Source organism: Microbispora sp. H10836, assembly GCF_012999525.1.
Taxonomy (GTDB): Bacteria; Actinomycetota; Actinomycetes; order Streptosporangiales; family Streptosporangiaceae; genus Microbispora.
Genome location: NZ_JABBWU010000014.1, coordinates 105,198 through 120,171 on the forward strand (window position 1 = coordinate 105,198; position 14,974 = coordinate 120,171).

Below are 14,974 nucleotides of genomic sequence, written 5' to 3' on the forward strand. Positions count from 1 at the left end.
GAGGTGCGGGGTGGGCGAGGCGGGCGGGCCGCTGGTGCCGGGCTACGAGGTGCTCGGCGTCCTCGGTCAGGGAGGCTTCGGAGTCGTGTACCGCGCCCGCCAGCTCGCGGTGGGCCGGGAGGTCGCACTCAAGATCGACAACCGGGTGCTCGTCTCCGACCGCGACCGGCGCAGGTTCATGCGCGAGGTGACGTCCGCCGGCGCCCTGTCCGGCCACCCGCACGTGGCCGACGTCTACGACGCGGGCGTCCTCCCGGACGGCCGGCCGTACATGGTGCTGGAGCTGTGCCCCAACGGGTCGCTCGCCGACCGGCTGCGCGACGGCGGCCCGCTCGGCCCCCGCGAGGTGCGCGACATCGGCGTCAAGATCGCCGACGCGCTGGCCGCCGCCCACGCCCTGGGCGTCCTCCACCGCGACGTCAAGCCCGCCAACATCCTGGTCAACTCCTACGGCATGGTCGCGCTGTCGGACTTCGGGCTGGCCACGATGCCGGGGCAGGGCGGCGCGGCGCGGGGCGAGGTGTCGGTGACGCGCGAGTCGCTCACGCCCGCCTACGCCCCGCCGGAGGCGTTCGACCTCACCGAGCCCACGACCGCGGGGGACGTGTACGCGCTGTCGGCCACGTTGTACGCCCTGCTTCAGGGCAGGCCGCCGCGCTTCCCGGACGGCGGCGTGGTGAACGTCGCGGCCATCATGGCGCTGCACCGGCTGCCGATCCCCGACATCCCCGGCGTGCCCGCCGCGCTCACCGCCGTCCTGCGTCACGGCATGGCCAGCGATCCGGCCCAGCGGATCCGTACGGCCGCCGGACTGCGGGACGCGCTCGCCGTCCTGGCCGCGGACGGTTCCGCCGCGGCGGACGGCGCGCGGTCCGCCGGGCCGGAGCCGCCCGGGGCGAGGGGCCCGGCCGGCGTCCCGGAGTGGGGCGCTCCGTCTCCCCCCGGGCCCACCATGCTCGGACGGCGTCCCGGGGAGGGACGGCCCGCCGAGGCCGGGCACGCGCTCACCGGCCCCGGCGGAGGCGTTCCCGCGCACGGTCAGGACATACGCCGGGCGGCGACCGCGCCGAACGCGGTGCCGGGCCCGCCACCCGGCCTGCAGCCACCCGCTCACCGGCCACCCGTTCACCGGCCGCCACCGGGTCAGCGGACGCGGGGCCCCAGTCAGGGGCCCGTCCCCACGCTCCCGCCGCGCACCGGCATGTCCCGGCAGTCGATCGTGTTCGCCGTGATCGCCGCCGTCTTCGCCCTGCTGCTCACCGCCGGGATCGCCGCGCTGACGCTGGGAGAGGGCGACCAGGACACGGGGACCCCAGCCGAGTCCGGCGTCACGTCCGGGTTGGGCACGGACGGGTTGGGCACGGACGGGTTGGGCACGGACGGGTTGGGCACGGACGGCGGAACCGGCCTTGTCGCCGGGCACGTTCCGCTCGGCGCCTTCCACGCGTGACGCGCTCCCCGGCCCGCTGAACAAGCACCGGAAACACTGACACTCGGTGACCGGTCAGGACGTGACGATCTCGTCCCAGTCGATCCGGTAGCCGTGCATCCAGCCGAACATCCTGCGCGAGGTGGCGAAGGTCCGCATGGCGATCGGCGCGGTGACGCTCATGAGCATCCGGGCCACGCGACCGGACGCCTTCCTGCTGTTCGTCCTCGCCGCGGACGCCGCGATCTTCTCCACCCTGTCCCGGCGCAGCCTCTCGTACGCGGAGAACGCGGCGGGCACGTCGGGCAGGTCGCGTAGGCAGCGGGCGACCTGGATCGCGCTCTCCACCGCGAGCGCGACGCCCTGGCCGGAGCTGGGCGAGGGCGCGTGGGCCGCGTCCCCGGCCAGCACCATCCGGCCGCGGTGCCACCGCGGCACCGCGGGCAGGATCTCCAGCGCGCCCAGGGCGGACAGCTCGCCGGCCTCGGTGTGCCGGAGCAGGTCGCCGCCGGGCACGTCGTCCGCGTACGCCTCGCGCAGCACCTCCAGCCATTCCGCCGCGGGCACCTCCCGCGCCTGCGCGGCGGTCATCGGCTCCGGTCGCGGGAGGTTGCCGAACCACAGTGTGCGGCCGTCCGGCCCGGTCCAGTGGCCGAGGAAGGCCCGCCGGCCGAAGACGTAGTGCATGGTGTCCGGCGGGCCGGGCACCGTGAGGTCCGCCCGGCCGCCGAAGGCGATCAGCCCGGCGTACGCCGGGCCCGGTGCCCGCGGGTCGACGAGCGTGCGGACCGTGGAGCGGATGCCGTCCGCGCCGACGAGCACGTCGGCGGTCGCGGCGCTCCCGTCGGCGAACCGCGCGGTCACCCCGTCGTCCGTTTCCTCGACGCCGGTGAGCCGCCTGCCGCGCTCGACTCGCACGCCCCGCGCCGCCGCGTGGTCGTGCAGCAGGCGGTACAGCTCCGAGCGCCGCAGGACGTGGCCGGGCGGCAGGCCCGGCACGCCGGTGTACACGCCGAACTTCCTGCCCCGGCCGTCGGCGATGACCGTGCGCCTGATCGGCCGGCCGCTCGCCTCCACGGCGTCGGCGCCCCCGATGATCCGCAGCGCCTCCAGGCCGTTCGGCGCCACCTGCAGCCAGCCGCCGAGGCCGTCGGCCGGCGTTTCGTACGCATCGTGGACCGTGGCCTCGATCCCCGCCCTGCGTAGTGCGAGCGCCGTGACCGGGCCGGCGATCCCGCCCCCAATGACCAGCGCCGTCCTGACCCCTGTCACCCTCGTCCTCCTTCGCCCCCCACCACTCTCCGGCGCGGGACGAACAAGATCAACGGGTCTGCGGGAAATTCTCGCGACCCGGCTCCGCCGGCTTCCGCGCCCTGCGCGTACGGCGCTGGGCCCGGCCGGCGAGAGCGCCGTACTCGGCCAGCGAGTCCCCGAGATAGTCGATGAGGTCCCACACGTCGGGCACCATGTCGCGATCGGTGACGATGCCGAAGCCGAGCCTGCCGTCGTAGGAGAAAACGGTGATGTTGATCCCCCCGCTGACGTCCGTGATCACCGACATGGGGTAGAGCGCGGTGACCCTGGCCCCGCACACGTAGAGCGGAGTCTGCGGCCCCGGCACGTTGGAGACCATCAGGTTCATCGCGGGAGCCGCACGCGAGGCGATCCGGAAGGCGGACCTGGCCGCCAGCGCGCTCAGCGCGGCCGGCATCGCCTGGCTGAACTCCAGGAGCCAGGCCGCCGGCGCCGCGGCGAGCCGTTCCTTGATCAGCCGCATCGAGCGGTTCACCGACAGCAGCCGGTCGCGCGGGTCGGCCACGTCCGTCGGCAGGGTGGTCATGGTCAGCATGACCTCGTTGGCGGCCGATCCGTTGCCGGCCCGCCCACGGGTGGAGACCGGGATGCCGGCCACCAGCGGCTGACGGGGCAGCTCGTCGCGCTTGACCAGCCAGCGTCGCAGCGCCGTGGCGCACATCGCCATCACGACGTCGTTCACGGTGACGCCGAAGGCGTTCTTGATCCGCTTGACCTCGTCCAGCGGCAGCTGGCCGAACGCGAACCGGCGGTGCCGTGTGATCCGCCCGGAGAACGGCGTGCGCGGCACCACCATGCGCGGCAGCTCCGGCAGGCTCTCGGCGGCTCCGCTGCCGATGCCGCGGACGAACCGCGAGACCAGCCCCGCCCCCGGGAGCTGGGCCACGAACGGCACCTCGTCCAGCCGCGGCATCGCCTCGGCCACGAAACGCAGCAGGGCGAACGGGTTGTCCAGCACCCGCGCGACGCCCCTGATGATCATCTCCACCGCGTCGGGGGCCTCCTGCGGCCCGGCCTCCGGGAGCGGCGCGTCGGCCGGGAGCGGCGCGTCGGCCGGTTCGGTCTCGAAGTCCATCAGCGCGGCCAGCACCTCGGTCCCCGTGACGCCGTCGACGGCGGCGTGGTGGACCTTCGTGTAGATCGCCACCCTGTCCTCGGCCAGGCCGTGGATCAGGTAGATCTCCCACAACGGCCGCCCCCGGTCGAGCCGTGCCGCGTGCAGCCGGGCGACCTGCTCGGCGAGCTTGTGGTCGTCGCCGGGAGGAGGCAGCGCCAGGTCGCGTACGTGGTAGTCGAAGTCGATCTCGCGGTCCTCGGCCCAGTAGGGGTGATCGAGTCCGAAGGGCACCTGGACCAGCCGTCTGCGCAGCGGCGGCGCGAGATGGAGCCGCCGTTTGAGCAGCGCGATCAGGTCCTCGCGGGTCAGCGCGCCGCCCGGCCTGCCGGAGGGGTCGAGGATCGTGAGCGCCGCGATGTGCGCGAGGTTGGTGGCCGTCTCGAAGTTGAGAAACTGCGCGTCGAAGGCGCTGACTTGCTGTGCCATGACTACTGACCTGCCCCGAAACGCCGGGGTCGGACCGCCCGCGCCGCCGCGGGAGCGGGTCTCGCACATCGTCGATGCCGGTCGCCGGCGTCGGGCCGGATCGAGACGGACGACGATCTGCCCGTTCCTGACGTCGGCGGCCGGGGCGGCCACCCGTGGCCGCCCCGGCCGTCCTTCCACATCGCGTGCTCAGGTCTAGTCGTCGCAGTGACCCGGGCCGATGATTCCGTTGTTGTAGTTGTCGAGCGTGGTGGCCAAGAGGTTGACGTCGTTCCGGTCGGCCTTGCTCAGCGAGTTCCAGCTGCTCGGAACGTGGGTGGCGAGGAAGGCGTCCGCGTCGGCGATGGTGCCGGCCACCGCGGAGCCGTCCGCGCCGCCGGCGATGCCGAGCTTCGCGGCGAGCAGTTGTCCTCGCAGCTTGTTGATGCCGTTGCTGGCGGCGCCGTTGAAGTTCAGGATGGCGACGGCGTCGTTCGTGGTGGTCACCTCATGGCTGAGCTGCCCGTTCGGAGTGCCGAGCCAGACCGGCAGCATCGGCGCCACGGCCGTTGGGTGGTTCTTCCAGTAGCCGATGGTGAGCGTGCAACCCGCGGGCGGCGGAGTGGTGCAGGTGACCGCCACCGTCGCGGTCGCGGAGGGTCCCGCCGTGTTGTCGTCGGTGTGGGTCAGGGTCGCCGTGTTCGTCCGCACACCGGCGTCGTCGCAGCTGAACGTACGCGTGTAGGTCGTCGTGGCGCTGCCGGCGAACGTTCCCAGGTTCCCCTGCATGGTGTCGTCCACGGACACCTCGCCGTGGACTGGGGTGATGCTCGACGGCCAGCCGAAGCTGGCGGACGTGTTCGGGCCGAATGGGGTCCCCAGGTGTCCCGAGTGGTTGGTGATCGAGGTGTCGGCCGACACCTTGTACGCCTTTCCGGCCTCAGGCGGCGACGGGACGGCTACCTCGTACCCGTAACAGCGGGACTCGCCCGGCGCCAGGACCGGATGGCCGGAGGTGTCGAGCGGCGTCGAGGCCACGACCGTGGCGCTCGGCGGCTTCGTGACGTTGATGATCGAGGTCAGGCCCCCTGTGGCGACGGCGCCGCCGTTGGTGATACAGACCTGGCCCGCGATGTACGCGGCTTCCGTGCCGTTGTCCCTGGTCAATCCCACCACGTAGGTGACGTCACCGGTTTCACCGGGAGCCAGGTCCAGACTGGCCGGGTCGGCCGTTTTTGTAACGTTCCATGCGTACGTCTTGGTCCAGTGCGGCGCAGCCGACACCGTCTGAGCCAGCGTCGTGCCGGCCTGCGATTCGGCGAGCGCCGGCGCCGCCGACAGTCCACCGGCCGCGACTAGCGCGACCACAGGCACCCAACCGAGGCGTCGTGTCCGAAATTGCATATCTCTTCCCTTGCTGGGCCCGCCACTACCACGACCGTTCGATCGTGGTAGTGGCGGGTTGCTACTTATGTAATGTCCGAGTCTAGGAATTTTGCACCCATTTAGCCATGCATGCGGTGTTTTCTGAGTAGTTGTAAAGAGGCCTGTCCGGGGCATCGAGAGCCGCCGCACCTGACGCGTGCTACCGGCGATCCCCTGATCGAGTTCTCCGAGGATCCGGCCGGGCTTCACCCGTCGAGCGGCCGCGTGCCCGAGGAGGCCGGCCGCGCGGCGTGAAAGTTTCCTCGCGCGTGGCTGGTGGTGAGTGTCCGGGAGTCGTGTCGATTGACCCGAATTCCCGCCGATTCCTACGGTCGGCAGGAATTTCGAGGGAGGAACCATGACATCCCGGCTGAGGCCCGTCTGGGTCACCGCGCTCGTGGCGCTGCTCGCGGCGGCGCTGAGCGTCGTCTTCACCGCCGATCGCAGGGTCGCGCGGGCGGCGGACGCCCCGTACAAGGATCCGGCCCTCCCGGTGGCGACACGGGTGGACGACCTGCTGTCCAGGATGTCGCTGGACGACAAGGTCGGGCAGATGACCCAGGCCGACCGGTCGGCCCTGACGACGATCTCCGACGTCGCGACGTACCGGCTCGGCTCGATCCTGTCCGGCGGCGGCTCGGCGCCCTCGCCGAACACCGCCTCGTCCTGGGCCGACATGTACGACAACTTCCAGCGCCAGGCACTGTCCACCCCGCTCGGCATCCCGATGATCTACGGGGTCGACGCCGTGCACGGGCACAACAACGTCGTGGGTGCGACGATCTTCCCGCACAACATCGGGCTGGGGGCGGCCCGCGACCCCGACCTTGCGGAGCGGGTCGGTCGGGCGACGGCCGAGGAGGTGGCGGGCACCGGAATCGACTGGACCTTCGCGCCCTGCCTGTGCGTGGCCCGCAACGACCGCTGGGGCCGCACATACGAGTCCTTCGGCGAGGACCCGCAGCTCGTCACCCAGATGACGACGATCGTGGACGGCTTCCAGAAGGCCGGGAACGCCTCCATCCTCGCCACCGCCAAGCACTACGTGGGCGACGGCGGCACCACGGGCGGCAAGGACCAGGGCAACACCGAGCTGAGCGAGGCCGACCTGCGCGCGATCCACCTCGCGCCGTTCAAGGCCGCCGTGCAGCGGGGCGTCGGCTCCGTCATGGTGTCCTACAGCTCCTGGAACGGCGTGAAGATGCACGGCAACAAGTACCTGCTCACCGACGTGCTGAAGGGCGAGCTGGGCTTCACGGGCTTCGTGGTCACCGACTGGGCGGGCATCGACCAGCTCGACGGCCAGACCGGCTTCACCGCTAACGAGATCACCACGGCGATCAACGCGGGTGTCGACATGGTGATGGTGCCGACCGACTACAAGAGGTTCGTCTCGCTGCTCAAGCAGGAGGTGCAGGCCGGGCGCATCGCGATGTCGCGGGTCGACGACGCCAACCGGCGCATCCTGACCGAGAAGTTCAAACTGGGGCTGTTCGAGAAGCCGCTGACCGACCGCTCCTACACCTCGACCGTGGGCAGCGCGGCGCACCGCGCCGTGGCCCGCGAGGCCGTACGCAAGTCGCTGGTCCTGCTGAAGAACGCGGGCAACGTGCTCCCGCTCGGCAAGAGCGGCGGCAAGATCTTCGTGGCCGGCAAGAGCGCCGACGACATCGGCAACCAGAGCGGCGGCTGGACGATCAGCTGGCAGGGCTCGTCCGGGAACATCACCACCGGCACCACGATCCTTCAGGGCATCCGCGACGTCGTCGGCTCCGGCACGCAGGTCACCTACAACCGCGACGGCAGCGGCATCGACTCGTCCTACCGCGCGGCGATCGCCGTGGTGGGCGAGACGCCGTACGCGGAGGGGCAGGGCGACCGGACCGGGTCGATGGGCCTGGACTCGACCGACCTGGCCACGCTGCAGCGGCTCAAGGCGTCCGGCGTGCCGCTGGTCGTGGTGCTCGTCTCCGGCCGGCCGCTGGACATCGCCGGTCAGCTCGACCAGTGGAACGCGCTGGTGGCGGCCTGGCTGCCGGGCACCGAGGGGCGCGGCGTGGCCGACGTGCTGTTCGGCGACTACGCCCCCACCGCGAAGCTGCCGATGACCTGGATGCGCAGCGCCGACCAGCAGCCGATCAACGCGGGGGACGGCAAGCAGGCGCTGTTCGAGTACGGCTTCGGGCTGACCTACGCGGGCTCCAGCCCGTCCCCCTCCCCGTCACCTTCACCTTCACCGTCTCCGTCCCCTTCCCCGTCACCGTCACCGTCGCCCTCTCCGTCCCCCAGCCCGTCCCCCAGCCCGTCCCCCAGTCCGTCGCCCAGTCCGTCGCCCAGCGCCAGCCCGTCGGCGCCGTCCGGCGGGTGCGTGGTGACGTACAAGGTGAACGACTGGGGCAGCGGGTTCACCGCGGACGTGACGATCACCAACAGGTCGTCGAGCCCCGTCAACGGGTGGAGGCTCCAGTGGACCTACGCCGGCAACCAGAAGGTCACCGGCTACTGGAACTCGACGGTCACCCAGTCGGGCCAGCAGGTCACCGCGTCCAACGCCACCTGGAACGGGACCATCGGCGCGGGCGGCGGCACGGCGAGCTTCGGCTTCCAGGGGTCCTACAGCGGCGCCAACGCCACCCCCGCCGCGTTCACGCTCAACGGGACGGCCTGCGCCACCGGATGACGGCGCGCCGAGGGGGCGGGGACACCGCGGCTCAGAACGTCTGGGCCAGCGCCACCCCCGCCCCCGCGGCGAACAGCACGATGCCGACCGCGAGGAAGACGCCGCCGAGGAGCGTCCCGCTTCCCGCCGCGCTGTCGATGCGGATCCGCGTCGGCTTGGCCGGGTCGTACAGCACCGTGACCTCCTCACCCGGCCGGGCGGGCGGCGGGTTGCTCCCGTAGGCGGTCTCGGCCTCGACCTGCTGACCGTACATCGTGGTGAAGCGGATCGTGGGGTAGTACACGGTCCCGTCGTCGGAACGGCTCGCCCGCAGCCCGACGACCAGGCCGCGGGTGCGCTGCGCCCGGCGGCGGAACTCCCTCGCGTTCATCGTGATGCCGCCGCCGATGAGGCCGAAGAGGAGTCCGATGCCCGAAAGGATCAGGGTGATGAGAGCGCTTTGTGACACGCTCGGACCTTAGGCCCCCGCGCTTGCGATCGGCTTGAACCGTTCCGGGCCCGTACGGCCGGCGCCGTCCGGCGAGTCGGGTCAGGACACCTGGTTCATCGTCATCCCCGCCCACATGGCGAACGCGGCGATGCCGGCGGCGAGGAAGATGCCGCCGTGCAGGGTTCCGTCGCTCCAGGCGCTGTCGACGCGCACCCGCCCGGGCCGGGCCGGGTCGTACACGATCGGCACGTGCTCGCCCGGCCGCCCGGGCGGGGGGCTGCTCCCGAACCGCGCCTCGGCCTCGACCTGCCTGCCCTGCTCCGTGGTGAAACGGACCGTGGAGTAGTACATCGTGGTGTGATGGGACCGGCGCGTCCGCAAGCGTACGATCTGCCCCTGGGCTCGGCGTCCCCGTCTGCGAAAGCGCCGGGCCTGCAGCACGATTCCGCCTCCCAGCAGCCCGAAACCCGCGCCTACACCGAGGAGGACCGGTCCCATGAGAGCGGAGGTGGACACGTTCGCACCATAGTGTTCGCGGCGTGCGATCGCACGCTCATTCCCTGACGTCCCCGGTCGACCGGCCGTCTCAGGGACGCAGGCGCATGAGCGTCTCGGCCACGTCGACGACCGGCTCACCGAGGTCGAATCGGCTGAACAGGTGGATCTGCTCGCCGGCGTCGATCTCCAGCAGCTCGGTCGTGAGGCCGTAGCGGCGGTGGGAGTCCACCCGGATGCGGTCCACATCGTTCCAGGAGATGCGTTCCCGCCCGGCGAGCCCGGAGACGACCAGCCCGTCCTCCCCCGCCGCGAGCCGCACCGGCGCGACCAGATCGCGGCCGGTCAGCAGGCCGATCCCCAGGGCCGCCACGCCGGCGAGGAAGAGCTGCGCGCCGTCCCCGGCGACCGCCAGCACACCGCACAGCACGGTGCCCGCGGCCTTCAGCGCAACGATTCCGCGCGGCACCCGCCATTCGTGCCGCGGCTCCTCAACTCCCGCCATCGAGGCAGCGTAACCAATGTGAGGTCCTTTCGCGGCTCCTTCTCGCCCGCTCGCGCCCCCGCGGCGGCGACGGCGGCCCGGCCCCCGGCCGCCGCCGTCTCCCCTACGGCGTCTCGTCCTCCACGCGCATCGCCTGCTCCTCCGCCGTGTAGCCGCCGAGGTCGGGCCCGACGTCCTCGGCGATCAGGTCCTTCTCGGTGTCCACGCCCATGCCGCCGTCCGGATCGACGAGCCGTCCGGCCCGGCCGGGTTCGCCGGTGCCGTACCTGCCCGGCTGGGACGGGTTGACGGTCGCGTAGTCCGCCGGGTCGTCCGACCCGTATCCGCCCGCATCGTCACCGGTCTCGTACCATTCGTACGGCTGGTCGGCGCCCTCGCCGAGGACGTCGGCCTCGGTTCCGGAGGAGTCGAGCAGTTCGTCGCCGGTCTCCCCGGCCTTCTCCTCGCCGCGGCCCCCGGGACCGGTCCGCGTGCCGAACCGGACGTCCAGGTCCGGCTCCTCGCGGGACAGACGCAGTTCGTGGGACTCGCCCTCGCGCATCTCCGTGGTCGTGGTGCCGTACTCGTCGAGGCCCAGGGGCCGGTCGCCGGGCAGCGGCATCTCCTGCGGGTCCTCGGCCCGCTGCTGCCCGGGCGTGCCCTCCTGCAGGTCCGGAATGCCTTCGTCCTCGAACCGCGAACGCGGGTCGGTCTGTGGTCTGTTCTCTCTCATACCGGCCCCATGCCCCGCCGCGCGGCCCTTAGGCAGGTCAGGTGACGGGGACAATCTCGGCCCGCCGGAGCACGCCGCCCTCGACGTCGAGGACGCCGATCGTGCCGTGCGGCTGGCGGCGGCGGTCGGTGGGCGAGCCGGGGTTGAACACCCGCACTCCGTCGCCGGCCACGTCCATGGGGATGTGCGAGTGGCCGAAGACGACCAGATCGGCGTCGGGGAAGCGGCGCCGCATCCGCGCGGTCCGCCCGGCGGCCTGTCCGCTGTCGTGGATCATCGCCACCCGGAGTCCGCCGAGGTCGAGTTCGAGCGTCTCGGGGGCGCCCCAGGCCGCGACGTCCGGGCCGTCGTTGTTGCCGAGCACCGCGTGGACCCGCGCGTACGCGGACAGCTCCACCAGGACGTCCGCGGTGCAGACGTCGCCGGCGTGCAGGATCAGGTCCGCCCGGCGCAGATGCCCGGCGACTGCGGGCGGGCAGGACTTCCAGCGCCGCGGCGCGTGGGTGTCCGCCAGCACGACGACCTTCACCGTTCCATCTTCCCCCAGGAGAAGAGGTGCCAAATCACGTATTCGGGGAATAGAGATCAGCGTCCCGCACGACCCTCACGCCCTGCACCCCTACACCGGTCTCCCCCGGCCGGTCCCGCTCGGGAGGAACGATGAGCAGGCAGATCGCCGACGGCTTCCAGGCCCCAACCCTGTCCGAGCTCGAGGCACGCGTACGCGGGCTGGAGACCCAGGTCGCCCACCTCACCGAGCTGGTCAAGACGTTGTCCGGGCAGAACCGGGAGAGCCGCTGACGGCATCCCCGCCCGGGTGCCCGCCGCCCGGAACGACGGCGTCCCCGCCAGGGAAGACCTGACGGGGACGTCGGCGTGGGCCTCGCCTACCGGCGACGGTTACACGCGGCGCGCGGAGGCGGCGACGGCCCGGATCTGCCGGTTCGCGCCCCGGCCCGCCGGGTGCCCGCTCGCGTGCCCGTTGCCGGACCCGTTCGCGGGCGTGCCGGCGGATCCGATCACGGAGCCCTTGGCGGCTCCGCTCGCGGACCCGTTCGTGAGCGCTTGACCGGACCCGTTCGCGGACGCTTGACCGGACCGGTTCGCGGACGCACCGGTCTCCCGGGCCTCGGCGGCCCGGGAGTCCCGCGCGCGCTCGTCCGTGCCCGTGCCCGCCGGGACGGGTATGGCCCGCCCGTAGGACTCGCGCCCGGTGCTCACCGCCATCACGCCCAGCCAGGCGAGGGTCGCGACCGCGATCGCCACCACCGCCGCGAGCACCAGCACCGCCACCGCCGCCAGGGAGACCACGGCTCCCAGCAGCTCCACCATTGAGATTCCTCCAGAGGTCGACCCCGATTACGGCACTCCGGTGGCCGGTGGAACACCACCCGCCACATGAGGGAACGGAAATTGCCGGATATTGGTGCCTTGCCCCGTTTGGATGACCCTCATACCTTACTGATCGGCCAGCGGGGGGCGACCCATGGGCAGGCCGTCGAGCCTGCGCAGGATCACGCCCTCCCGCAGCGCCCACGGGCAGATCTCCAGCACCGGCAGCTCGAACAGGTCCATCGCGGCGTCCGCGACGACCGCGCCGGCGAGAAGCTGCGCGGCCCGCCCGGCGGACACGCCGGGAAGCTCCGCCCTGCGGGCCGCCGGCATCGCCGCCAGCCGTGCCGTCCACTCGACCAGGTCCTCATGCGTCAGCGTCCGCTTGACGTACGGGCCCTCGCCCGACGAGGCCGCCCCCGCGATGCGCGCGAGCTGGCGGAAGGTCTTGGACGTGGCGACGGCGTGGTCGGGCCTGCCGTACCTGGCGACCGCCCCGGCGGTCCGCCCGATCTCGGTACGCACGTGCCGGCGCAGCGCGCGGAGCTCCTCCGGGCCGGGCGGGTCGGCGGTGAACCAGTCACGGGTGAGCCGTCCCGCCCCGAGCGGGAGGGAGACCGTGACGTCGGGCTCCTCGTCGATGCCTGAGGCGATCTCCAGCGAGCCGCCCCCGATGTCGGTCACCAGCAGCCGCCCGGAGGACCAGCCGAACCAGCGGCGCACGGCCAGGAACGTCAGCCTGGCCTCGTCGTCCCCCGACAGCACCTGGATGTCCACCCACGTGTCGGCCTTGATCTGCGCCAGCACGTCCTCGCCGTTCACCGCGTCGCGCACCGCCGAAGTGGCGAAGGCGACCAGGTCCTCCACGCCCTTGTCCTCGGCGATGCGGGCCGCTTCACGCACGAAGGCCCCGAGCCGCGCCGCGCCCTCCTCACTGAGCCTGTCGCCGTCGACGAGGTGCTCGGCCAGCCTCAGCTCCTCCTTGTGGGAGAACGCCGGGAGGGGCCGGGCACCCTGATGCGCGTCCATGACCAGCAGGTGCACCGTGTTGGAACCGACGTCCAGGACTCCGAGTCGCATGCTCCCGACGGTACCGCCCGCCCGGGAAAGATCCACCGCCTCCCGGGCCCACTCCCGCCTCACTCCTGCATCACTCCGGGCCTCACTCGGGGCCTCACTCGGGGCCTCACTCGGGGCCTCACTCGGGGGCGACGTCCACGAGCACCGCGCCGACCACGCCCGGCTCGACCGCGTCGTGGGCGTCCGCCGTACGCCTAGCGGGAAGTGGTGGACGGGGCAGCCCGGCCTATTCCGGTTCGACCCTTTCCCCGGGGGTAGTTGCAGGCCGTTCGGGCGAGGGAGTGCGATGGCATGAGCGTCAGGCAGAGGTATGGGGGCCTGTCCGGCGGACGACCCGGTGACAGGCTCGGCGGCGCCGGGGGCGGCTGGTCGCGGGACTGGTCGGGAAGCTGGGCCGGCGGCTGGGCCGGGGGCCGCTTCGGCCGGCGGTTCGGACGCAGGGGCAGGCGCCTGCGGGCCACGGCCAGGGACGCCTTCGGCTGGCAGCAACTGCGTCCCGGCCAGCAGGAGGCGATGGAGCTCCTGCTCGCGGGGCGCGACGTGCTGCTGGTGATGCCTACCGGCGGCGGCAAGTCGGCCGTCTACCAGGTGCCCGGGTTGCTCCTGGAAGGCCCGACGATCGTCGTGTCGCCGCTCATCGCCCTGCAGCGCGACCAGGTCATGGGCCTGCTCAAGGCGGGGGCCGCGGGCGCGGTCGCGGTCAACTCGGCCGGCTCGGTCGAGGCGGGCCTCGACCAGGTCAGCGCGGGCGACGCCGAGTACGTGTTCCTTTCGCCGGAGCAGCTCGCCAAGCCCGAGGTGGTCGAGCGGCTGGCCGAGGCCCGGCCCTCCCTGATCGCGGTGGACGAGGCGCACTGCGTGTCCACCTGGGGCCACGACTTCCGGCCGGAGTATCTGCGGCTCGGCAAGGTCATCGAGCGTCTGGGCCATCCCCCGGTGATCGCGATGACGGCCACGGCCGCGCCGACCGTGCGCGAGGAGATCGTCGAGTCGCTCGGCCTGATCGGGGCCCAGCAGATCGTGCGGGGATTCGACCGGCCCAACCTGCATCTCGAGGTCCACCGGTTCACGAGCGACGACGACAAGCGCAGGGCCCTGGCCGACCACGCCGCCGGGCTGGACGGCGTGGGGCTGGTCTACGTGGCGACGCGGCGCCAGGCCGAGGAGTACGCCGACCTGCTGAAGGATCGCGGCCGCCGGGCCGAGGCGTACCACGCGGGGATGAAGGCGAAGGAACGCCGCCGCATCCACGAGCGGTTCCAGGACGACGACCTCGACACCGTCGTGGCGACCTCGGCCTTCGGGATGGGCATCGACAAGCACGACGTGCGTTACGTGCTGCACGCCGCGCCCCCCGAGTCGCTCGACGCGTACTACCAGGAGATCGGCCGGGCGGGCCGGGACGGCAACCCGGCCGAGACCGTGCTGTTCTACCGGCCCGAGGACCTGGGGCTGCGCAAGTTCTTCGCCGGGGGCCGGGCGGACGAGAACCTGATGCGGCGGATCGCGACGCTGGTCCACGAGCACGGCGGCGAGGTGGCCGCCGCCGACCTGCGCGAGCTCCTCGACATCGGGACCGCCAGGCTGACCTCGCACGTCAACCTGCTGGAACGGGCGGGCGCGGTCGAGGTCAGCCACGGTGGCGCCCTGCACTACGCGCCGGACGGCCCGCCGCCGGACGAGGCCGCCGCCCGCGCAGTGGAGATCGACGATCTCCGGCACCGGATGGAGGACTCCCGGCTGGAGATGATGCGCGGCTACGCGGAGACGACCGGCTGCCGGCGCCGCTTCCTGCTGGAGTACTTCGGCGAGCCGTACGAGCGGTCGTGCGGCGACTGCGACACCTGCCGCTCCGGGACCGTGACCCCGCCGGAGACCGGCGACGGGCCGTTCCCCATGCACGCGAACGTACGGCACGCGGAGTGGGGGCACGGGATCGTGATGAGCCGTGAGCAGGACCGGATCACGGTGCTGTTCGACTCCGTGGGCTACAAGACGCTGGCGCTCGGCGTGGTCGACGAGCTGCTCGAAGTGGTCTGACGGATCCCGG

15 protein-coding genes and 1 pseudogene are annotated in these 14,974 nt (G+C 72.4%); 5 read left to right on the plus strand and 11 right to left on the minus strand.

Annotation, left to right across the window (positions count from 1 at the left end; genetic code table 11):
* The first annotated feature begins 10 nt into the window (after positions 1-10).
* Positions 11-1,450 carry a serine/threonine-protein kinase gene (locus HHX30_RS25020; protein ID WP_211592475.1) on the plus strand — a complete coding sequence of 480 codons (1,440 nt, stop codon included), beginning with the start codon at positions 11-13 and terminating at the stop codon, positions 1,448-1,450.
* 54 nt (positions 1,451-1,504) lie between these two features.
* Here HHX30_RS25020 and HHX30_RS25025 read toward each other — a convergent pair whose 3' ends face one another.
* The 3 genes from HHX30_RS25025 to HHX30_RS25035 all read right to left on the minus strand — a co-directional run bounded on the left by HHX30_RS25025 (position 1,505) and on the right by HHX30_RS25035 (position 5,633).
* Entirely contained in the window at positions 1,505-2,701 is a 1,197-nt protein-coding gene (locus HHX30_RS25025; RefSeq protein ID WP_169984421.1) for an NAD(P)/FAD-dependent oxidoreductase, read from the minus strand.
* 49 nt (positions 2,702-2,750) lie between these two features.
* Positions 2,751-4,286: a wax ester/triacylglycerol synthase family O-acyltransferase gene (locus HHX30_RS25030; RefSeq protein WP_169984422.1), complete on the minus strand. Its 1,536-nt coding sequence runs from the start codon at positions 4,284-4,286 to the stop codon at positions 2,751-2,753.
* A gap of 195 nt (positions 4,287-4,481) precedes the next feature.
* Complete coding sequence (locus tag HHX30_RS25035; RefSeq protein ID WP_169984423.1) at positions 4,482-5,633, minus strand: hypothetical protein; 1,152 nt, start codon at positions 5,631-5,633, stop codon at positions 4,482-4,484.
* 583 nt (positions 5,634-6,216) lie between these two features.
* On the opposite strand from HHX30_RS25035, the pseudogene HHX30_RS25040 reads away from it, so the two are divergent.
* A pseudogene (locus tag HHX30_RS25040) lies at positions 6,217-7,872 on the plus strand (glycoside hydrolase family 3 protein); the annotation flags it as partial.
* Positions 7,873-7,880: 8 nt separating this feature from the next.
* Here HHX30_RS25040 and HHX30_RS43795 read toward each other — a convergent pair.
* Entirely contained in the window at positions 7,881-8,117 is a 237-nt protein-coding gene (locus HHX30_RS43795; RefSeq protein ID WP_396705268.1) for a hypothetical protein, read from the minus strand.
* Here HHX30_RS43795 and HHX30_RS43800 point away from each other — a divergent pair.
* A complete protein-coding gene (locus HHX30_RS43800) occupies positions 8,062-8,370 on the plus strand; it encodes a cellulose binding domain-containing protein (RefSeq protein WP_396705271.1) in 309 nt (102 codons plus the stop codon). The genes HHX30_RS43795 and HHX30_RS43800 overlap by 56 nt on opposite strands.
* Before the next feature lie 31 nt (positions 8,371-8,401).
* Here the strand turns inward: HHX30_RS43800 and HHX30_RS25045 are convergent, their stop codons facing one another.
* The 5 genes from HHX30_RS25045 to HHX30_RS25065 form a co-directional block, all read right to left on the minus strand.
* On the minus strand, positions 8,402-8,818 hold the full coding sequence (locus HHX30_RS25045) for a DUF3592 domain-containing protein (protein ID WP_169984425.1): 417 nt from the start codon (positions 8,816-8,818) through the stop codon (positions 8,402-8,404).
* A gap of 81 nt (positions 8,819-8,899) precedes the next feature.
* Positions 8,900-9,316 (minus strand): DUF3592 domain-containing protein, encoded by a 417-nt coding sequence (locus HHX30_RS25050; RefSeq protein ID WP_169984426.1) that lies wholly within the window; start codon positions 9,314-9,316, stop codon positions 8,900-8,902.
* Between the two features lie 70 nt (positions 9,317-9,386).
* A complete protein-coding gene (locus tag HHX30_RS25055; protein ID WP_169984427.1) occupies positions 9,387-9,800 on the minus strand; it encodes a PH domain-containing protein in 414 nt (137 codons plus the stop codon).
* A 103-nt stretch (positions 9,801-9,903) separates the two neighbouring features.
* The gene (locus HHX30_RS25060; protein ID WP_169984428.1) at positions 9,904-10,512 is read right to left on the minus strand and encodes a DUF5709 domain-containing protein; all 609 of its coding nucleotides are present in this window, start codon (positions 10,510-10,512) and stop codon (positions 9,904-9,906) included.
* Between the two features lie 37 nt (positions 10,513-10,549).
* Positions 10,550-11,041 carry a metallophosphoesterase family protein gene (locus HHX30_RS25065; protein ID WP_169984429.1) on the minus strand — a complete coding sequence of 164 codons (492 nt, stop codon included), beginning with the start codon at positions 11,039-11,041 and terminating at the stop codon, positions 10,550-10,552.
* Positions 11,042-11,172: 131 nt separating this feature from the next.
* On the opposite strand from HHX30_RS25065, the gene HHX30_RS25070 reads away from it, so the two are divergent.
* On the plus strand, positions 11,173-11,313 hold the full coding sequence (locus HHX30_RS25070) for a hypothetical protein (RefSeq protein ID WP_169984430.1): 141 nt from the start codon (positions 11,173-11,175) through the stop codon (positions 11,311-11,313).
* A 99-nt stretch (positions 11,314-11,412) separates the two neighbouring features.
* On the opposite strand, the gene HHX30_RS25075 is transcribed toward HHX30_RS25070, so the two are convergent.
* Both HHX30_RS25075 and HHX30_RS25080 read right to left on the minus strand, forming a co-directional pair.
* Positions 11,413-11,844 carry a hypothetical protein gene (locus tag HHX30_RS25075; RefSeq protein ID WP_169984431.1) on the minus strand — a complete coding sequence of 144 codons (432 nt, stop codon included), beginning with the start codon at positions 11,842-11,844 and terminating at the stop codon, positions 11,413-11,415.
* Positions 11,845-11,970: 126 nt separating this feature from the next.
* The gene (locus HHX30_RS25080) at positions 11,971-12,924 is read right to left on the minus strand and encodes a Ppx/GppA phosphatase family protein (RefSeq protein WP_169984432.1); all 954 of its coding nucleotides are present in this window, start codon (positions 12,922-12,924) and stop codon (positions 11,971-11,973) included.
* Between the two features lie 291 nt (positions 12,925-13,215).
* Between HHX30_RS25080 and HHX30_RS25085 the strand changes: the two genes are divergently transcribed.
* The gene (locus HHX30_RS25085) at positions 13,216-14,964 is read left to right on the plus strand and encodes an ATP-dependent DNA helicase RecQ (RefSeq protein WP_169984433.1); all 1,749 of its coding nucleotides are present in this window, start codon (positions 13,216-13,218) and stop codon (positions 14,962-14,964) included.
* Positions 14,965-14,974: the final 10 nt, after the last annotated feature.

Excerpts from the sequence above, each read along its gene's own strand:
- HHX30_RS25055 (WP_169984427.1), bottom strand. The coding sequence starts at position 9,800 with ATGGCGGGAGTTGAGGAGCCGCGGCACGAATGGCGGGTGCCGCGCGGA.
- HHX30_RS25085 (WP_169984433.1), top strand. The coding sequence starts at position 13,216 with ATGAGCGTCAGGCAGAGGTATGGGGGCCTGTCCGGCGGACGACCCGGT.
- HHX30_RS25030 (WP_169984422.1), bottom strand. The coding sequence starts at position 4,286 with ATGGCACAGCAAGTCAGCGCCTTCGACGCGCAGTTTCTCAACTTCGAG.
- HHX30_RS25060 (WP_169984428.1), bottom strand. The coding sequence starts at position 10,512 with ATGAGAGAGAACAGACCACAGACCGACCCGCGTTCGCGGTTCGAGGAC.
- HHX30_RS25070 (WP_169984430.1), top strand. The coding sequence starts at position 11,173 with ATGAGCAGGCAGATCGCCGACGGCTTCCAGGCCCCAACCCTGTCCGAG.
- HHX30_RS25075 (WP_169984431.1), bottom strand. The coding sequence starts at position 11,844 with ATGGTGGAGCTGCTGGGAGCCGTGGTCTCCCTGGCGGCGGTGGCGGTG.
- HHX30_RS25080 (WP_169984432.1), bottom strand. The coding sequence starts at position 12,924 with ATGCGACTCGGAGTCCTGGACGTCGGTTCCAACACGGTGCACCTGCTG.